28 protein-coding genes and 1 other RNA gene are annotated in these 17,614 nt (G+C 57.0%); 2 read left to right on the top strand and 27 right to left on the bottom strand.

The window, feature by feature from the left end:
- Positions 1–3: 3 nt before the first annotated feature.
- The 5 genes from BM132_RS15980 to BM132_RS15960 form a co-directional block, all read right to left on the bottom strand.
- Positions 4–897 carry a Mu-like prophage major head subunit gpT family protein gene (locus BM132_RS15980; protein ID WP_092456736.1) on the bottom strand — a complete coding sequence of 298 codons (894 nt, stop codon included), beginning with the start codon at positions 895–897 and terminating at the stop codon, positions 4–6.
- 27 nt (positions 898–924) lie between these two features.
- Positions 925–1,893 (bottom strand): phage protease, encoded by a 969-nt coding sequence (locus BM132_RS15975; protein WP_092456733.1) that lies wholly within the window; start codon positions 1,891–1,893, stop codon positions 925–927.
- A gap of 69 nt (positions 1,894–1,962) precedes the next feature.
- The gene (locus BM132_RS15970) at positions 1,963–2,907 is read right to left on the bottom strand and encodes a hypothetical protein (protein ID WP_092456730.1); all 945 of its coding nucleotides are present in this window, start codon (positions 2,905–2,907) and stop codon (positions 1,963–1,965) included.
- Positions 2,908–3,060: 153 nt separating this feature from the next.
- Positions 3,061–3,624, bottom strand: a complete 564-nt coding sequence (locus BM132_RS15965) for a phage virion morphogenesis protein (protein WP_092456727.1) — start codon at positions 3,622–3,624, stop codon at positions 3,061–3,063.
- A gap of 99 nt (positions 3,625–3,723) precedes the next feature.
- A complete protein-coding gene (locus BM132_RS15960) occupies positions 3,724–5,010 on the bottom strand; it encodes a PBECR2 nuclease fold domain-containing protein (RefSeq protein ID WP_092456724.1) in 1,287 nt (428 codons plus the stop codon).
- Between the two features lie 35 nt (positions 5,011–5,045).
- On the opposite strand from BM132_RS15960, the gene BM132_RS15955 reads away from it, so the two are divergent.
- Entirely contained in the window at positions 5,046–5,342 is a 297-nt protein-coding gene (locus BM132_RS15955; protein WP_092456720.1) for a hypothetical protein, read from the top strand.
- Here BM132_RS15955 and BM132_RS15950 read toward each other — a convergent pair.
- Together BM132_RS15950 and BM132_RS15945 are read right to left on the bottom strand one after the other, a co-directional pair.
- Positions 5,328–6,884 carry a DUF935 domain-containing protein gene (locus BM132_RS15950; protein WP_092456717.1) on the bottom strand — a complete coding sequence of 519 codons (1,557 nt, stop codon included), beginning with the start codon at positions 6,882–6,884 and terminating at the stop codon, positions 5,328–5,330. The genes BM132_RS15955 and BM132_RS15950 overlap by 15 nt on opposite strands.
- On the bottom strand, positions 6,884–8,437 hold the full coding sequence (locus BM132_RS15945) for a hypothetical protein (RefSeq protein WP_092456714.1): 1,554 nt from the start codon (positions 8,435–8,437) through the stop codon (positions 6,884–6,886). The genes BM132_RS15950 and BM132_RS15945 overlap by 1 nt, the downstream gene beginning before the upstream one ends.
- Before the next feature lie 59 nt (positions 8,438–8,496).
- On the opposite strand from BM132_RS15945, the gene BM132_RS15940 reads away from it, so the two are divergent.
- Positions 8,497–8,976, top strand: a complete 480-nt coding sequence (locus tag BM132_RS15940; RefSeq protein ID WP_092456711.1) for a hypothetical protein — start codon at positions 8,497–8,499, stop codon at positions 8,974–8,976.
- An 8-nt stretch (positions 8,977–8,984) separates the two neighbouring features.
- Here BM132_RS15940 and BM132_RS15935 read toward each other — a convergent pair whose 3' ends face one another.
- The 20 genes from BM132_RS15935 to BM132_RS15845 form a co-directional block, all read right to left on the bottom strand.
- A complete protein-coding gene (locus BM132_RS15935; protein WP_092456708.1) occupies positions 8,985–9,497 on the bottom strand; it encodes a DUF3486 family protein in 513 nt (170 codons plus the stop codon).
- A gap of 3 nt (positions 9,498–9,500) precedes the next feature.
- A complete protein-coding gene (locus BM132_RS15930) occupies positions 9,501–9,809 on the bottom strand; it encodes a hypothetical protein (protein ID WP_092456705.1) in 309 nt (102 codons plus the stop codon).
- Complete coding sequence (locus BM132_RS15925; RefSeq protein ID WP_092456702.1) at positions 9,806–10,138, bottom strand: hypothetical protein; 333 nt, start codon at positions 10,136–10,138, stop codon at positions 9,806–9,808. The genes BM132_RS15930 and BM132_RS15925 overlap by 4 nt, the downstream gene beginning before the upstream one ends.
- Positions 10,138–10,230: a TraR/DksA C4-type zinc finger protein gene (locus BM132_RS28955; RefSeq protein WP_371264137.1), complete on the bottom strand. Its 93-nt coding sequence runs from the start codon at positions 10,228–10,230 to the stop codon at positions 10,138–10,140. Before BM132_RS28955 ends, BM132_RS15925 begins: the two co-directional genes overlap by 1 nt.
- A 115-nt stretch (positions 10,231–10,345) precedes the next feature.
- Complete coding sequence (locus BM132_RS15915; RefSeq protein ID WP_092456696.1) at positions 10,346–10,981, bottom strand: DNA-packaging protein; 636 nt, start codon at positions 10,979–10,981, stop codon at positions 10,346–10,348.
- A complete protein-coding gene (locus BM132_RS15910; protein WP_092456694.1) occupies positions 10,978–11,574 on the bottom strand; it encodes a transglycosylase SLT domain-containing protein in 597 nt (198 codons plus the stop codon). Before BM132_RS15910 ends, BM132_RS15915 begins: the two co-directional genes overlap by 4 nt.
- Positions 11,575–11,612: 38 nt before the next feature.
- On the bottom strand, positions 11,613–11,900 hold the full coding sequence (locus BM132_RS15905) for a putative holin (RefSeq protein ID WP_256244268.1): 288 nt from the start codon (positions 11,898–11,900) through the stop codon (positions 11,613–11,615).
- A complete protein-coding gene (locus BM132_RS28090) occupies positions 11,900–12,217 on the bottom strand; it encodes a hypothetical protein (RefSeq protein ID WP_143092358.1) in 318 nt (105 codons plus the stop codon). The genes BM132_RS15905 and BM132_RS28090 overlap by 1 nt, the downstream gene beginning before the upstream one ends.
- Before the next feature lie 105 nt (positions 12,218–12,322).
- Positions 12,323–12,826: a hypothetical protein gene (locus BM132_RS15900; protein WP_092456691.1), complete on the bottom strand. Its 504-nt coding sequence runs from the start codon at positions 12,824–12,826 to the stop codon at positions 12,323–12,325.
- Positions 12,826–13,203, bottom strand: a complete 378-nt coding sequence (locus BM132_RS15895; RefSeq protein WP_256244267.1) for a Mor transcription activator family protein — start codon at positions 13,201–13,203, stop codon at positions 12,826–12,828. Before BM132_RS15895 ends, BM132_RS15900 begins: the two co-directional genes overlap by 1 nt.
- A gap of 62 nt (positions 13,204–13,265) precedes the next feature.
- Positions 13,266–13,679, bottom strand: a complete 414-nt coding sequence (locus tag BM132_RS15890) for a gp16 family protein (protein WP_092456684.1) — start codon at positions 13,677–13,679, stop codon at positions 13,266–13,268.
- Positions 13,680–13,698: 19 nt separating this feature from the next.
- An RNA gene (locus tag BM132_RS15885) (hammerhead ribozyme type II) lies at positions 13,699–13,770 on the bottom strand.
- The gene (locus BM132_RS15880) at positions 13,769–13,987 is read right to left on the bottom strand and encodes a hypothetical protein (RefSeq protein WP_092456681.1); all 219 of its coding nucleotides are present in this window, start codon (positions 13,985–13,987) and stop codon (positions 13,769–13,771) included. Before BM132_RS15880 ends, BM132_RS15885 begins: the two co-directional genes overlap by 2 nt.
- A 59-nt stretch (positions 13,988–14,046) precedes the next feature.
- Entirely contained in the window at positions 14,047–14,688 is a 642-nt protein-coding gene (locus BM132_RS15875; RefSeq protein WP_092456678.1) for a DUF3164 family protein, read from the bottom strand.
- Positions 14,685–15,077, bottom strand: coding sequence for a hypothetical protein (locus BM132_RS15870; protein ID WP_092456675.1), 393 nt, complete (start codon positions 15,075–15,077; stop codon positions 14,685–14,687). Before BM132_RS15870 ends, BM132_RS15875 begins: the two co-directional genes overlap by 4 nt.
- Entirely contained in the window at positions 15,067–15,561 is a 495-nt protein-coding gene (locus tag BM132_RS15865; protein WP_092456672.1) for a hypothetical protein, read from the bottom strand. The genes BM132_RS15870 and BM132_RS15865 overlap by 11 nt, the downstream gene beginning before the upstream one ends.
- Positions 15,561–15,743 carry a hypothetical protein gene (locus tag BM132_RS15860; RefSeq protein ID WP_092456669.1) on the bottom strand — a complete coding sequence of 61 codons (183 nt, stop codon included), beginning with the start codon at positions 15,741–15,743 and terminating at the stop codon, positions 15,561–15,563. The genes BM132_RS15865 and BM132_RS15860 overlap by 1 nt, the downstream gene beginning before the upstream one ends.
- Positions 15,727–16,101 (bottom strand): hypothetical protein, encoded by a 375-nt coding sequence (locus BM132_RS15855; RefSeq protein ID WP_092456666.1) that lies wholly within the window; start codon positions 16,099–16,101, stop codon positions 15,727–15,729. The genes BM132_RS15860 and BM132_RS15855 overlap by 17 nt, the downstream gene beginning before the upstream one ends.
- A complete protein-coding gene (locus BM132_RS15850) occupies positions 16,098–16,886 on the bottom strand; it encodes a helix-turn-helix domain-containing protein (RefSeq protein WP_092456663.1) in 789 nt (262 codons plus the stop codon). Before BM132_RS15850 ends, BM132_RS15855 begins: the two co-directional genes overlap by 4 nt.
- The gene (locus BM132_RS15845) at positions 16,886–17,608 is read right to left on the bottom strand and encodes an AAA family ATPase (protein WP_092456660.1); all 723 of its coding nucleotides are present in this window, start codon (positions 17,606–17,608) and stop codon (positions 16,886–16,888) included. The genes BM132_RS15850 and BM132_RS15845 overlap by 1 nt, the downstream gene beginning before the upstream one ends.
- Between the last annotated feature and the right edge of the window lie 6 nt (positions 17,609–17,614).

Genomic DNA, 17,614 nt, shown 5'->3' with positions numbered 1-17,614 from the left:
CCCTTATCCCAGCCAGCTTGGCGCCAGCACTTCGGCGGTGCCTGCCCATTCGTTGCCGTTGTCGGCGTCCTTGACCAGGATCTTGCGGGCCATGCCTTCCAGTTGGGACGGAACGACCAGCAGCCCAGGGTTGATGCCGAGCGGACGGCCACCGTCGGCTTGAAAATTCTTCATGGCGGCACGGGCGGCGCCGTAGGTCTCGGCGGTCAGCGGCTCTTTCGAGCAGTATGCGAATTGCCAAAAACCAAAGCCGACATTGACGCGGGCGTCGACGCCGTAGCGGTACTCGTCGCGCATGAACACCTGCTCATCGTCCATGCTGGTCATCGCTTTGAGGGCATAGTTGCGACGGGTCTGGAAGATGATCGGCTTGATTGCGCGACTGACATCGAGCAGATACCAGGCCGGACCGGTGCCATCTTTGTAGTTGCTGACCGATACAGCAGTACCGGTGCCGTCGGTCTCTGGGTAGACAGGGTGATCGGCGTCGAAGAAGTTTTGGCCGTCGTAGCACTGCGTAGTCAGTCCGGCTTTCAGCAGGCCAAACACCAGCTCGTCGGGGTGGGCGCTAGAGGCCCGGCCCATCTCGGCGAACAGCGGCTTGTAGACGCCGATCTCGTCGTCTTCGATGGAGTCGCGAGGAACGCCTACCGACGATTCGAACTTTTTGTTAGTGATCGAGTAGCCGTGCGCCGCCATGTTCTTGAGCACACGGTCGCCGATCCACTCGCGGAAGGTCGGGAACTGACCCAGCCAGCCATAGGTATTGCTGGCGGAGGACGACGGCACAGGCGTAGCGATGCGCTTCCAATCCGTTGGGGTTGTCGCCTGGGCGTTTTGAAACTCAGCCTTGAACGCGGTAAACAATGCCGTCAAGGCGCTGGAGGTGATAATCATTGGGGGCTTCCTATATAGAGGGGTGGTTTACGCTTTGCCCTTGATGAACTCGGCTTCGCTCATACCCAGCAGCGAAGCGACCTTTTGCTCCTCGGCGTTCAGCGCAGTACCGGTGTTGTCGGGTTTGCGTTCGCCCAGGTTGGTGTCTGCGGCCACAACCGGGGCCGCCTCAACGAAGGCCTTGAAACGAGCCAGGCCGGTTTCGTCCTGGCAGGCGGCGCGGTGGTACTCGACGGTGGCCGGAGTGATCTTCCCGGCCTGAGCGGCAGCGGTGATCAGCGCGTCGACAGCCTTTTCGTGGTCGACCTTCTTCTGCGTGGCCAGGGCCTGTTCGGCGTTGGTGGCACGAGCTTCCAGAGCGTTGTAATCCGCCCGAGGGACGAACTGTTCCAGGTTGGGCCGCTCGGCATTCATTGCCTGGGCGGTGGTTTTGAGTTGCGTGGTGGCCGCGATGGCCTGTTCTTCGGTGGCGGTTTCGGGCAAGCCGAGCGTGGCCAAAAGCGCAGGTGAAAGCTTCACAGGCGAGTTCTCCAGGGTTTCTTGGTTGAGGGCTGTCAGCAGAAAATTGGGTTTATTGGTCAGCCCAGCGCTGACCAGGCGCACGATGCGCGTGGAGTCGGATTCGTAGTCGAAGACAGGAGAAAGGAAGCGGTACTCGCGGTTGATGACCTGAGTGGCACCGCGTGGCGTCCAGGCGACAAGACCCCACAGGCCGCCATTCCGTATTTCCAATTCTTTGATCCAACCAGCGGCCGGGGCGTCTTCGCCCTTGGTGGCGCGGTGCTGGGTGGCGTGCTCCCAATCAATGGGCAGGTCGATACCGCGACCGGTGAAGCTGGATTGCACCAGCATCCCGGCCTGCTCATCGAACAGCCATTGCCGACCGTCGCGGCCGGTGACCTTTGGGCCTTGGGGGATTAGTTCGACCCATTCAGGCGCCTGGCCGTCAGAGACGGCGGCGGACAGGTCGGTATTGAGGGCGAGTTGTGTATTCATGCCGCCAGCTTGGGCGGATCATGAAGGAAAGTAATTTCAGACCGGTTTAAGGTTTACCTTAAGGTTCGGTCAAAACTTGGAGGGGATTACTCTATCGAATTCCGATTCCAGTGCTTTGCCAAAAGCCTGGATTCGATCAAGAACTTTCCGAACGTCCTCGGCTGACACCGTAACAGCGTTCCCTTCTTTGTTCTTTCCGCCTCGATGGACGATGTCATGCCTCAAGAGAATATCCCCTTTCAGCTCGCTCGTTTTGGGGAACTCAATACCGAAACCTTTTTCAAAAATTTCTTTGACATCATCTAGTCGGTGCCAGACGTAGGTTTGCAAATACGCAAAGACTTTTTTCTTTAGACCGTCCATCTGTCCAAATATTTCGGACAGCTTTAGAGACCCGCCGCCAAGTTTAGGGTCCGTATTTTTTTCAACAAAAGATCGTAGTGACTCATCACTACTAAGCGCTCGCCAAGAAGCGACTTCTAGGAGATATGCTTCAAGAGCGGCGATTGCGGCACCATAGGCTAACTGCGTTACAAGTGCCTGGATATGCGGGCTGCCGTGAGCGGTGAGCACTTCTTTAACCTGCTCGAGCTTTTCAAGCAGCATCCTAAAAGGCGTTCCCTCATCTTCAAATAAAGAAAGAGCCTCACCGTATTCCCATTCATTAATGTCGTGATCCACAGGGGCCCACTCATCCCCAGCCTCCTGATACAGCTCGTCGATAAGTTCTTTCATGACATCGAACTCAACGAACTTTGAAAATCGTTCTTGTATCTCTTCGTCGGGATCGAAAGGGCCTCCGTAGACGAACTGATATCCGCCTTCGCGCCCATCGTAGGGCGTGCAATTAGCCGGATCCTCGTAGCGGGCGTAGAACCACCGTCGCATCGCCTCGATCTGCTCTTCTTTGGAGGCCTCGCTCAACCATTTATCATTAGGTTCAAACGGCATCAGCTCATGATTTCCGGCTTCATCCGGTAGGTCCGGTCTGTCGTTGACTGCGTACATATCCATGCCAAATTCTCCTCCGATAGATTCCAAGACTAGCGCCAGCTAGGATGCAGCCTCTCAAGGTCAATCTAACGCATCTCTAACGCCCTCTCGAAGCATTATCTATGGCGATATGCCCATAGAGCCTCATCGCAGCCCGAGGGGCGCGCTATGCCTCTACTCTCTGAGTGCTGCCCAAAGATAATCGTTGACGATCAGAACGACCTCGTTGTCGTCTTCGGAGGATAAGCCTAGATAAGGCCTCTCCGGCATCTCCATTGAGTGAGCGCCTCGTGTAATCCACCGAGCGAAGTTGGATTTACCTTTCTTCACGAAACGATTGCCGACGGAACCATCCTTACCCTGACGGAAGTAGACCTGTTGCGATCTTGCCGCGTGCTCGATCTTGCCGCCGAACTGATGGATCGCACCGTAAGCACGGTCGGTGCCAAACGCTAACTCGTTGTTGCTGACGCTGTGACGTAGAGTGTCCTGGAGGACGCCGGTCTCTCGCAGAATGCGTCCGTCTTTCTTTTTGGCCAGTGTTGACGGCGCGAGAGGCGCCCAGGGAGAACCGTCAGGAGCAATCTGGCGACGGAATCGATCATCCGTTGATTGGTGTAAATATTCAGCGATATCCAGAAGGGGCGTCGTCAGGTCACCAAGGCGTTCCATCAGCTCTGTGAGCGCGTCCCCCGCCCGGCTGTCGTCCAACTCCACATTAAGCATTGCACCGGCCACAAGCACCTCCTACTATCTATTCAGCCCATTGAGTGAGCAGTCCCCGCCAGGACCTCCAGGCCTACACTCAGGGTCTATCGCGTGTGGCGGCGCGCGGTTTTATTTCTGATCAATCTGCGGGCGGCGATACAAGCGAACCCCGATCCTTAGTTGCTTCAGGTAGTCGGGATCATTCGACTCTGGTGAAAACGTCGTTACACCGTCCCACCCATCATCCCCCACCTCGAACACAGACAGCGCCGGTACAAGTTCGCCATCGACTTGATAGCGAGAGATGTAGCGGCGGCGCACAACAGCCTTGTTCCTGGAATAAAGCCACTCCAAGCGCACCCATACCTCATCGGGATCTTTGATCGCATCGGCCAGAAGCAACAGCTCGCGAGCGTGGCCTCGTTTGCGGATCTTCAAAGCGCCGGTTTTGGCATTGGTGAACAACTCACGCCCGATGACCACTGCATCCCCCGTCACGTCCCTGAACACCACCGGCTTTGCGTCGGTCGCGCCGAATTCGCCAAGGAATCGTTCTACATACTCTGAGTCGCTTAAGTCCGTCGGCAACAGCCGGTCGGGCGCCATCTCCCGCGCCGCAGGTAACGCACCTGGTGCGCGACGGTTCGGCAGTCCGGCCCCTTGAACACTACTTGCACGCGCTCCGGGATCCGGCAGAGGGTCATAGGCTCGCAGAGGTGGAACGGCTGCATTCAGCCGCGATTGACCAGGCGCATAGTCGAAGCCTGGATCAATGCCTTTCGGCACCTGGACCACTCTCGGCCCGTTCGGACTGTTAACCCCAATGGTCCTGCTTTCGTACTCAATAACTGGCGCCGGGCCAACCGTGAGTCCTTGCCGGTCAACGTCTCGCTGACTCAGCATGAACTTCTTGCACTTGCAGCCCCAACCATTTTGCGGGCTGTGAGTTGCCCACCATGGATCATCCAACGCTAACACCGTGCCATCCCATGCCAAATGCTGCGGCCGAGGGTGCGCGCTGTCTCCGTGACGATATATCCCGAAGGGCCGACTCTTGCGCAGCTCGGGGTCTGCCATCTGCGTTTCGCGGCCAGCGTTATAGGACTGGCGTAGGTTGGTTTCGTAAATCACGCGGGAGCGCCAGCCCCGGCCGCCGTTGTACTGCCATCCATGCTTAACAACGACCTGATCAAAATCCTTTCTGAATTGTTCCAGGGTGAGCCCTTTACTAATCGCTTTCTCAACAGCGCCGTGCATATCACAGAGCAAATCCCGCTTCATGGTTCCGGCAACTACAAACGCCCAGTCATGCTCCACGTTGTAGATATCGGTCCAAGCGCGGGTAGGGATATCTGTCTTGCCTAAGAAATAGTTGATCTGCTCTTTGAACGGTAACGAACCGTGAGAAACTGCCATTATCGAAGCCCAATTAAAATTTCAGGAGGTAAGCGATGATTACGAAAAACGACATCAAACAGGCCCGTGAGCTGTGGATTCAGGCAAAAGAAAGAACGAGCATCGCTCTTGGAAAACTTGAACTCGTTACGCGAGCGTTGCGCGATATCAATCAAAACTTCCAAGCCACCCCAGATACTGCTAAGGCAGTGGCGGAGTTGGGTAAGGCCCTGGAGGGGGCGACACAGGAACTGCAAGGTGCTGTTCGCGAGCAAGACCGCGTTGAACGTCAGTACTCATCATTGCGGGATCAGTTCGATGAGCAAGCTCGTGATCCATCACAAGCCTCTTAAAATGTCATCCCGCCCCGCCAAACTGGCAGCCGCGAGCCCATCGGCAATGGCATCTGCAACTTGGTCGGTGCTCATCGCCGGGTAGGTTTCGATCAGCCTATCCCGAAACTCTTCCAAGCTATTGACGGTGTCGAGCAGTTCTTTAATTTGCTCGACCATGTCATCCAAGGGACCTGCTACGGCCTGTTCCAACCTTCGCACCTGGTTATCAACGATGTCCGGCACAACCGCTGGCTTGACTGGCGTCTGCTCGCGGTTCGTTGCCTGTGCCAAAGCTGGAGAAACGACCGGTGCTGGTACGCCGAGCAGTTCCGCCCCGTCCGCTGGTTCGGGAATGTTGAGCTTGTCCCGAATAACCGACTGCTCGACCTTCAGGCCCAGTGGCACGAGATCCTTTAGCGCCTGTATCAGAATCTTCGAATCTTCCGGCTGTGGCACGTCCAGGATCAGGCGCGGATAAGGTCGACCAGGTGCAAAGTTCAGGTCGCACCATGGCCGGACAAAGTATCGTTGCAGGGTGTTGGACTCGGCCTTGGCATCGGCTTGCAAGAGGTCGAGTCGTACCTCGTTGTGAACTTTGGCCTGGGCCTGGCTGGAGCCATCGTCGGTGGACATGGTTTGCCCGACCACCGCCTTGCTGACCTGTTTGTCCCACCACTCAGCCAAGCCTTTGAAGAAGTCACCCGCGCCCGTGACATTGGCGGCCTGGGTGAAGTCGATACGCATGCTGTCAGGGATGACGGCGGCGGCATCGCTGCCAAGGTTGGCCACCGCCGACATGAGTGTCGCAATGTCTTCTTTACTCGCCCCTGGCCCATAGCGACCGACGCGCATGGGCATCCCAAAGATGTCGGCAAAACCCATCCAGTCCTTCCATGTCCAGGCCTTGCACATGTAACCAACTGCGGCGAGACGCGCCAGGCCGCCCCGGATCGGCAGACCCGAACGGATGCGCGGCAAGTGGACGATGAACTTGTAAGGTGCCAACGCAACGCCGTCGACGGGATCAGCCTCATCTAGCAAGCGCAGTTCCCGGCCGGTGTCACGGTCGAACTGAAAGAAGCGCTGGTCGCGGGGTTCAAAACGCGATGGGTTCCAGGTCTTGCCGCTGCGGTCCCACATGATCTCCGACACGGCGTAACCCTTGCCCATCGCGTCGGTCAGGTCAGCTTGCAGCTCGCCAAACTCGGGCGAGTCGACGATCTCTTTTAATGCGTCGGCCCGCCGGATGTCCTCGGCATCATCGCTGGCAGCCTCGACCCGGATGGTCAGGCCAGCCACCGCCAACTTGCGAGTGCCCAGGACCGAGGCGTAATGCAAGTCGCGCTCTTCCATTTCCTCGGCCAGGGTCAGGTAGTCATGGGCCGAACCTTCGGAGGCAGCTTGCAGGATGTTGGCGAGCCGACCAGGCGTCAGGCCGCTGGCCACCGACTGGTGCCAAACCTGACGAATGCCGGTGGTGCGGGCGGCGGCCAGCTCTTCGGTGAGTTTGTCGTATTGGATGGGGTGACCGTACTGGTCGACGATGCGGGAATCAGCCATTACCAAATGCCTTTCTGAGTGCGCCAACCGGCCCCGAGCTTGATCTCGCGATCCAGCTGGGCAGCGGGTTGGATTCGGTGATATTCGAAGATTTCGGTTTCTTGCCGAGAGGCATAGTCCGCCAATACGGCCGCGATACCCGCGTCGCCGTGGCGCTTGGGACCGGACTTTTCGCCTTTCTCGTTGGTGCGCTTTTCTGGGATGCGAGCGACGCCCTTGACCATGCGAAAGGCGCGTACATCGCCAACCACATCCTTATCGGCCGGGATGTCATAGAAGGTGTCGTCTTCCAGGGCTGCCTTGAACGGCGGCATGTTGTCGCGATACCAGCCCTCGGTAAGCATCACCCGCTCAATACGGTTGAAGCCGAATTCAACGGCGGTATCCTCGGATAGTTGTGAACCGTTGCCCCTGGCATCGTCTGCGCCCTTAAGGAAGTTGGGCAGGCGACGGAGGATGTAGAACTTGATTTGTAGTTGCTGCTTGAACGGCACATTGCGCAGCTCCACCACAAACGGCGTGCGTTTGCGCAGGTTCTGTTCCTTGACCAGCGGCCAAATAACCGACAAGTCACCGCTACGCCCGAAGTCCATGCCGTAAAAGCTCTGAACGTCCAGCGGGATCGCTGCCAGCAGCGGCTTGAGATGTTCCTCGCACCATTCCAACGAGTCAGCCAGGCGCAGATGCTCGGGCATGACTTCGTAACCCTGCGGGTAGGCCAGGCGCAACACCGGCACGTCCCGGTTACTGCGCTGCTCGACCAGGGCCAGGCTAAGGAAGGCACCACCGCCTTGGGACGGCACACAATCCAACTCTTCTTCTGAGGCATCGCCATAGAAGTCATAAACGTCCTGGACCCAGGCGGCTTCCTCTTCGGGTTTGTACTCGATGCCCTTGCGCAGACATACGCGCTGGTAGAGCCCATCGGCTACCGCTTCGCGGAATGGGCAGCGGAACAACGCCCCCTTGCGTTTGCCTGCGCGAATGTCGTTGATCAGTTCATTGAAGGCATTTTCGGTGCCGTCGTGGGTACTGATGACGTGAACTTCGCCGCCCCAGATCAGCAGCGCCAGTGCGGCTTTCAACAGCTCGGCCAAGTCCTGGTGAAACGCCGCCTCGTCGATCACAACGACGCCCTGACGGCCGCGCAGGTTGGACGGGCGGCTGGTCAGCGCGACGATGCGGTGCCCGCTGGGAAATGCGATGGTGTAGGTCTTGATGTGCTTGTCGGGATCGCTGTCGGGCCAAATTCCTTCCTCGATCTCTCCGGCCGCGTAGTTGAAAGCCCGCGCCCACATGGCGCAGGCCTGGATGTATTCGACCGTCATGTCCTGGTTGTAGCCCAGGTAATAGACCGTCTGGCCTGACGCTGATTTTTCGGCGGCGGCCACTAGCACATTGTCAGCCGCTTCAGCCCAGGTGAGACCGATTCGGCGAGACTTTTCGCCGACCTTTAGCGGGGCTCGAATTCCGATCCATTGTTGTTGGTATGCCAGCAAAACCGCCGGTGCTGCTACGCTTGCGGTATTCTCAAGGACGATTGGCAGGCTCATGCTATGCACCGTTCAGCCCACAGTTTTACTCGACCAACAAAACTCAAAGGAAATGAAAAATGATTGACTGGGTTGCCGCCGCGTTCTCGAGCGCAAAAGCTGCGGGAGACATCGCAAAAAGTCTGGTAACTCTGCGAGACGAAGAGCTTGTAAGGGGTCGAGTTATGGAATTGACCAGCACGTTGATGGACTTGCAGCAGCAGATGATGCAGGGACAGTTGGAACAGATGGCCCTTATAAAGAAAATTGCTGATTTGGAGGACGCACTTAAAAGCACCAAAGCCAAACAGAACGTCCTTGAGCGCTATGAGTTGCGGGGTGTCGGTCCGGCGAAGGTTGTGTATGCCCTTAAGCCAGAATATGCAGACGCGGAGCCGGCTCATTTTTGCTGCACAAATTGCTACGACAAAGGACACCGTTCGGTTCTGAAAGCTATGCGGCAAAACAATTCGACCTCGATGAAGTTCTCTTGCCCTGAATGTTCGAACACCTTCTTCATTACCGGGGAGTACCTCCCTGACACACTGAAGGCCCGCTAAACAATACTTCATGCTGCCATCCCGAGGATTTCGCGACGGATCTCATCAACCGTCGCTTGATTCAAGCCACCTTTCTTGGCGATTTTCTCCACACGTGACGCAGCCGCTTCGACTTTCTCACGGTATTCAGCCTGCCATTTCTTTTGCACGACAGATGCTTTGCCCAGTTCGGCGACCGCCTTGGCGACCTTCGGCAGGTCCATCTTGTCGTCGTCCGCCATGAGCAATTTGAACAAGTGTTCTTGCACTAGGCGCATCAGCGCCTCGTTGACTGCTCCCTCTTCGTCCGGGGCGGCAGCCACAACCGCACGCGCTTGTTCACTCGCCACCCGCAGTGCCGATAGCTTGGATTCGAAGTCCTGGCCATAGCGATGCAGCGCTGACTTGCTGATGGAAAAGCCCTTGGCCGACAGCTCGGCCGCGAGGCTTTCGTACTCGCCGAAGCCGTTTTCAGCGAGGGCTTTATCCAGCCAAGCTTTAACAGCCGCTGGCAGGCTGGCGACTTTGCTGCGCGGGGGCATGGCTTAGCTCCAGTATTTTTCGGGGCGGGCAATGCCGGGATTGCAGGGGATGGTGTATTCAGCAATGTCTACACCGTAGTGAGTCAGGCCGCAGATCCAGACACCGTTTGGTTGCTTGTCCAGGGTCACCAGGCTACGGTCGGCCAGGTAGTCCAGCTCGCGGCGCAACTCCATTGTGGTTGAGTCCGGGTAGATGCCTTGAATGGTGGCAAGTACCACGGCTTCGTGCGGATCCACAGGACGCGAAGTGTCCAGGGTCTTGATGATGTACCAGCGCAGGGATTCCCGACGCGTCTTGGCGGGGTCGATCATTTGACGGTTCCTTTCAGTTGAACGTTTTCCAGCTTCATGGCCAGCGCGTCTAGCTTGGCCTCGATGACGGTCTGGTTACGTACGTAATCTTCCCGGCGCACGTAGTGCAGCGGCATGTCTCCCCGCAGTCGTTCAAAGCTCAGCTCAAGCTGACGCAGACGTTCACCGTCTTTAGCGATAGCGTTAAACCGGTCATCCATGACGGCGTTGCGTTGATCAAGACGACGTTCCATTTGCAGCAGCAAGAGTTTCACCAACCCAGCAAAGCCGCCCAGGACAGTCACTCCCACACCAATCAGTTGCCAAGCGGGCATTTCAATCATCAGCATCAGCGCCCCCTTGCTCGGTCTCGGCGAGCCTGGCATTCGGCGCAAAATTGCACGCCAACCAAAGCCAAGCGACGCCCTTCGGGGATCGGCATTTCACAATCCGGCATCTGGCAGAATTCGGCGGAGGGTCCAGTCAAGATTTCCCGTTGTGCCAAATGAGCCGCCAAAGAGGTTTCGTTGTGAATCGCCTCCAGTTCGCTGGCTCTATCAGTTGCTTTCATTCAGCGTCCAATCAATCAAGTTGTTGAGCTGCGCCCGGCAGATTCCATGCAGCTCGGCATTGCGCACCTGGTTGGCCAGGATCTGAGCCTGGCCAACGCCGGAGTCGAGTTCATCAGCGGCTCCGGTTCCGCTGGCCGTCGCAGCAGCTCCGCTGGCGTCGTTCGGGGTTGGCACTGCGGTGTAGATTCCGTTGGCGTTGTTCCACACGCGGACAAAGCCAGTAGTGAACACAGCAACAGGTAGCGGTTCGAGCTGCGCGCCAAGAATGGGACGGTAGAGACTGGTAACACGGGCTATTTCTCCAGTGAGTTTGTCGGTGGTCTTGCGCAACAAGTCCTTGGTGTCCGAAAGCTGGCTCGCCAGGCGGTTGCCCTTGGCCTGTTCGGCAATCAATGAGGCCGACGCTTGTTTCGCTGCACTGGCGGCGGCTTCGGACATGCCTTGTTTTTCCTGGGCGAAGGTTTCGCGCAGTCGGGCGACAACGACGTCACCGTCGGCTTTGCCAACCGCATAGCCATCGTCATAGCCATCCTGCCGGTTGAGGTGCAGGCCGTAGACGACCACTGCGGTAACGCCCAGATACCAGAGGGCTGGCTTGAGCAATTCGAAAGGCGTTTTCATGGGCAGACTCCCTGGCCCCAACCATTGGCGACATACAGAGCTTCCCAGCGCAAAAGGATTAGGCGCGGGTATTGGCGGTTCTCCTTGAAGGCTGCGGCCGAGCGGCCTGCGTTGTACCACTCGACGGAGTTGAACCAGGTCAGCGGATCGGCCCCTTTAGCCGATGCCAACTTGCGGTCGCGAAACACCCAGCCCAAGCCACCGTTATAGGCGGACAGGGTCAGCGCCGCGTGTTCGCACGGATCACGCCCCTGGAGACGAGACGACAACCAACGGTCATAGCTGACAAGCGCCTGCATGGACCAAATCGGGTTGAACGGCTCAACCTTGCCCAGAGCTTTAGGGAACACCTGAGCAAGCCAGGTCGCGGTCGAGGGCATCACCTGGCCCAAGCCTTGCGCGCCGACTGGCGACTTGGCGTCGAACCGCCACCGGCTTTCCTGGTGGATCTGCGCGGCAAAGGTCGCGACCGGGGCATCCAAGCCCCATTCCGCCTGCGCTATGCGGGTCAGGTCGCGGCGGTAGCGTTCGGCTTGGTCGGGGATCTCTGCGCGTACCGGCAAGCTGGCTGCCAGCCCAACGATAGAAGCCATGCAGAGCGCCGACAGATAAAGAAAAGGCGTTCGCATGATTAGAGCCCCAACGTCAGGCCAAGCACACAGGCCAGCACGACCAGAGCACGGCGGACTCCGGCCATGGCGCGTTCGGGGCGAGCCACTTGGTTGGGTCGTGCATAGGGGAACAACGCACGATCAATCCAATAGCCGAGCACCCCACCCAGCGTGACCAGCCCAGCTTTATAGAGCACGACCGGAAGTTTGGTGGGAGCGACCAGGGCAAGGCAGATCAAGAGAATCAGAGTGATCAAGGTCCAGTCGGTCATGCGTGGCGCACGGCGGCGCCGTTGAATGTGTTCCATCAACGAACTTCCTTTGTTGGTTTGAGTGCGGCGCGAATATCCGCAATTGAGCGCGCAGCAATAACGGGATTGCTCCGTACTGCATCCACGGATGTGTAGGTGCTTAACGCTGGCGCTGCGATTCGCTGTTTAGGTCGGAGTTTTTCTTTCTGCCGGACGTGTTCAGCAACACGTCGTTCATGACTCGCCACCATCAACTCGACAGTAGGCCGCCACTCCGGCGGACACTTGTCCAGGAGCGCTTGGGATTCATCCGCAAACGGAGTATCAATAACGAGTTGGGCGTATTGCCTGGATGAACGGGGCGCAATGGCCATGTGCGAACCTGCCGGAGTAGATGTCCGGACTAGATTCGCTCGGGAAGGAATGCCGCAGTGTTTCTTAAACGCACAAGAAAAAGCCCCGACTGTGCGGGGCTTTGATTAAAGGCCTCTGATCGCCTTCATGGTTTCGATCTCTGTATCCGTGGCGCCTTCCTTTCGGCGCTCCGCTTCCCATTCTGAATCCGAAAGCGTTTCCATATTCGATGATGGTTTGGCTATTTGCGCGGCACAATCCGCCTCATCCCGCGACCAGTTGGCTCGCACGCGATCCAACTCAGCTTGGGAAAAACTGCCGGTGTAACAGCCACCGCTGAAGTACACGACATCGGTTAGCAACAACCGGCAACTTGGAAAGCGCGACGCCGGTGCCTTACTTTGTGAATGCAACTGCTCATTTGCCGAGCGCTGGATCTGCGCTAGCGCCGAGGTGTCACGGGTCAAGCAAGCATCGATATTCTTCGACCACAGTTGCTGGGCAATCGACTGGTTAGCCTTTGCGTGGCTTAAGTCGTCTTCAAGAGTGGTGTCGGATGTCGGCGCTGCAAACGCCACTGACGCATACATTGCCGATACCGTGAACATCACTCTCAAAGCCGTCATCATTAATGGACTGTCCTGTCATCAAAGCCGAATAGATCGGGTTCATTGCGTCTGTGCAACACCCTTTGGCGGGCGATGATGTCATAAATGGTTGGTGATGCAAGCTTGTACTTGCGCACCAAATCTGTGGGCTGGATGTTTGCGTCGCGCCAATCCCGATAGATCGCGGCATCGCGCATGGCTTTCTTTAAAGAGTCACCACGAGGAAGATAAACCACCGCTCCTCCCATGGTGTCGCATATTGCAAAGACCACCGCCCTAGCGATTTCCGCCACTGCCTCCGGCCTGTCTTGAAGCTTGCCCCTCAGTTCAGCCTCAGCGATTTCAACCATTTCCTTGATCGTTCCCTCCCAACGATGCATGACCGAAGGATCTTCCATGTGGGCCAACACCTTATTAGGGTCCAGCCTGTCAGTGTCATTAGGGAATAGCTGATCCTGACTCATAAGGCTGGCCTCTTGTTACGCTTCGCATCGTAAGTCAGTGCCGAGACCAGGCTCCCCAACTGCTGGCAGTCCAGCCACTCAACTCGCTCAACCTTGAACATCCGCTTCGCCATTCCATCGGCATACTCCCAAGGTCGCTTGGCGTCGGCCATGAACGCTTGAATCTTGCCGATAAGCTTTTGTTTATCCGGTGCTACTTTCGGAGTTGCCCGCCCTGCGGGTTTGGCTTTGGGTTTCCAGCCCAGCCGCTCAAACTCGGCGAGCACGGCTGCCACTTTGATCGGCCCCAGATCCTTGGCGGACTTTACCCCCGCAACTCGGTTGAGCAAGGCCCGGTAGGTTTCATCGTCAAGGCCCAAATCCTTTTTAGCGATATGGATCTTTGACAGGTTCACGTTACGTCGATTCATTTCTCCTTTCCCCTCACATCCTCGGCAGCTCATCAGTATCCGGATGCCACGCCGGATAGACCGCCCCAGGAGGCCTGGGACGGTTTCGCTTAGTGGATGGTTGGGTTAAGGACAAGTTTTTCGCGCATCGCTTGGCAGATCTCGCAATCGCAGCCCCCCATGTGCCGGACGGAGCCTTCAAACGGAATGCGGGCGATAAGGCGTGCGGCGACTAGGCCTGCTGCGCTACCACTCATTTGGCTTGCGTTATCTACGGTGATGGACACGCCATCGGTGCTGTCTTCGATGATGATTTGGAATTTGGCCATTCGAACTAATCTCGCGGTTGGTCTGTGTTGGCAGATGTGTTTTCAGAGCTGGTCGCAATTCAATGCAACGTTGGGGACGCAGTGTCCTGCACGTAGATACTTGCGATATCAAGGGGTATGGGAGCGTACTGGTCTGAGTCCCCAATACGCTCATAAACCCGGATATAGCTCTTTGAACCAACAACCTGAACGGCCTCACTGATGGCTTGCATCGCCCGCTGCCATCGTTCGTCCTGGATATCCAACCTGCGTAGGCCAAGCACTCGACCGGTGCTGATTTCACCAGCCTTGTCGGTGCGGAATGCCTCGTTGACCAGGACGCGTACCTCGCTACGTGCGTCCTGTGTCCACTCGGCTGCGCATTCATCGATCAACACGCGTGCCGCTTGTAGCCGTTCGTCGAATTTGATGGAGTCCTGGACCGCGTGGATGATCTTGTAGCGGCCATCAAACGACAGCAGCGTGACATTGCCTTTCTTGCCTCCAATGGTCGCTTTGTATTGTTCTGCGGACATGTCCACAAACGCCTTGATGTCCCCAAACGCCGAGGCTTTGAAAGCACCCAATGCCCCTGACACTGCTTTTGCTTTGTTGACCAGCTCAGTGACCAGCTCATCGCGAGCCAGATCAATAGGCTTAATCAGTACGACCGGCACCAAGTGGCCCTTGGCGTCCTGGCGGAACCCTTCTGGAATGCTCATTCGTTGTGTTGCTCCGTGTTCGTTTCGTGTTTGGTAATACGGCGCCCAAGCACTTCGAAGATCTCCCCGATCCGTCGACGTCCATTTGCGCGTTGCTCATTTGTTAAAACAGGCTTCGGTAATGCCCGAGGGAGATCCCTGGAAGGCAACATCCGAATCAGTGCGGCAGGTGCTGGCCACCGCTCGCAGCTTGCAAATAGCATTTCGAAAGCGGCCTTAACACGCTCCCTGTCTGCCTCTTCGCTCCAGCGTTGCGCCTTTTTCAAGGCCACCAGCCAGATATCCAATGTGTGTGTCACGGCATCGGCGGCAGGCGCACCGTCCAAGCGCAGAGCGACGAGCCCCATCAACCCGGCGATTACTTCGCGCTCTAGCCAGTCATCCACCATTTAATCGCCCCTGTAGCGCTGACAACGCGGCAGTTGTTTGGCTTGGCCGGACGATCACAGGCGGTTTGTGCGTACTGCTCTCAGGCCGGAGTACCGTCGGACTCGTTTCACCTTGCCACTGACTCATCACTTGGTAGAGCCAGCCGTGGCCTTTAAGCGGTGGCGTTAATCGACCGGAGTCGCGTGCAGTAATTGCCTGTTCAATTGCCCATATCCAACATGCAGGAGGGGCATTGAAAAGTGCACCGTTCCGTTCGATGCGCTGGGCTTGAAGATCTGGAAGCAATTCCCCCAGGATCTTGGCCACGCGATCCATGGTCAGTTCTCGGGTCTCCGGCCGGAACAAGCCGACATACCGAATCAAGGCGCTACCGAGTTGACCGGAAACCTTAAAGGCCACTCCGAGCGCTTCACGTGCGCCGTCATGAGCGATCAGCGCATCAAGGCTTACTGTCGTCCCGCAGTTAGGGCATCGAGTACGCATCAATGCACCTCCCGTTTCGGCTTCGCCTTTGCCAGTTCATCCGCTCGGATCTGGGCGAACTTATAGCTGTTGGAAAACCCGACGCATTTCTCGCCCTGGTACAGGCGGATCATGCTGCGACCAGCGATATATATCTGGACGACGGGCACTGGTGGGCTGGCAATCTCAATGGATGGTTGCATTTTCGGCACCTGCACAATTGGGATTGAAGGCGCAGTACTGGCAGGCTCGCCAACTCTGCATCGCTTGTGGGTTATGCGTCGGAGGCAGCTTGTCGCGATAGTTTTGGCACTGTTCGATGGTCACCACATCATTGACGGCGACACAGTCCATCCGGCCAAGCGCGTTCATGACGCGGCGTTCAACACCCGCCGTGCTAGGACTGGTGTATTTATTCGCCAGGATCAAACTTACCGCTGTACGGCTCATGCCGATTCGAGCTGCCGCTTTGGTGCGGTCGCTTGCTGCCACTTCCGCCGCGAGCAGACGAACAAAGAGCGGTGGCTGCTGGCCCCATTTCGAAAGGTCTACTTGCGTCATTGGAGGCCTCCCGACTGTTCCTGCGAAGCCAGTTCCAAGTGAGTTCGCTGGACTAAGTCCGCAGGGAGCGAGACCGGTCCCTTGGCAGTTTTTGCCAAGGTCAACCATTCGCCCAATAGTTCACGGGTCCGCACTAAGTCGATACCGGGCTCGATCAAACTGCGATCTGCGCCCGGCGTACCGGTCGTCTTGGTGTAGATCAGTCGGTTGAGGTTTGGATCGTAGACTTGCAACGACTCAAGCTGACGGATCTCCGGTGGACGGGGACCGGTGTCTTTACCAGGAATGAGGCAGTAGAACGTAGGTATTCCCATGGCGGTGTCGCCAGGAGTCTTAGCCAGATAACCCGCCTCGCTAAGAGCATTCAGATACTGCCTAACTTTGGTAGCGGTGAGCGACACTGTGCCGACTGACGCCGCACTTACTACATCCCGTACCGTTACGTTCCCACCCAGGATCCGTAAAGAACGCCATATGTTCTCAGTTGCGAGATGGTCATAAGTGCGTTCGCCTTTACTATTGAGACGCGGGTGCTCAGCCCCCTCATCTTTAGCCAGCCTGTAAAGTCGAGTTTGGCCCTTGCGGTAGTCATCTACTACGGTCTCGACGATGCCCGCTTTTTTCAATGCTTCAAGGTAACGGATGATGTCATAAGGCATCTGATCACTACGTCTTGCGATGTCGTGAACATCGAATCCTTGGCCCAAAATGCGCATTGCTTCCCACATACGCTGCTTTGGGCTTTTGCCGCCTGAAACGATAAGGTGAGGTGCGCGGCCTGCCATTACATGGCCCTCCGAATCGGAGCTTCGCCGGTATACCAACCGCGATTCCCCCACGCTTTCAAATCCACTTGATCAAGCATCATCGCTGAAGCTTCGGACTGGACCTTGTAGAGGTTTACCGCCACGCGACGCAGGCAGCCCTTGGTCGCGGTATTCAAATCAGACAACAGGTCATCAGCAAAGCTGACGCCTGGATAGTTGTCGCGTGCCAGTTGGCGAACATCATCAAGCGTTGCTGCCTGTGCTGGAACCCACTCCAGTACACGGTTATGCAGACGCTCTAGACGTTGAAGCGATGCAGGAACGCGCTCTTCGCCAATCAGGACGATTGTCCCTTCGCTCGCGTTGTAGATATCCGTCAGCACATTTGCTACAGCCTTATCCAACAGATACTGCACGTCATCCACGATTAATGGGCGACGCGAAGCGGATAGCTGGACGGAGATCTGGTCGACCATTTCTGACAATGTGCGGCCAGGTAAAAGGCTCATCTCGCGAAGAATCGCAGTCAGAAACGCTTTCTTACTCCAGGTGTCGCGACATTCGATGTAATAGCAACGATGCTGATTGGCAGCAAATGCCGCCGCCGCGCTCTTGCCAAAGCCACTGGGGCCGTACATTGCCACCAGTCCTGGCAGCCCGATTGGACGCCCCATAGCGCGACTCATTGCGCCGGACAAAAGACCGACATTTGTTAAAGGAACAATTTTGTTTACACTCACTGTGCT

It is taken from the genome of Pseudomonas sp. NFACC45, from assembly GCF_900113505.1.
GTDB classification, from domain to species: Bacteria; Pseudomonadota; Gammaproteobacteria; order Pseudomonadales; family Pseudomonadaceae; genus Aquipseudomonas; species Aquipseudomonas tehranensis.
Note: the sequence above shows the minus strand (reverse complement) of the source record. Positions and strands in the feature narration are given on the sequence as shown.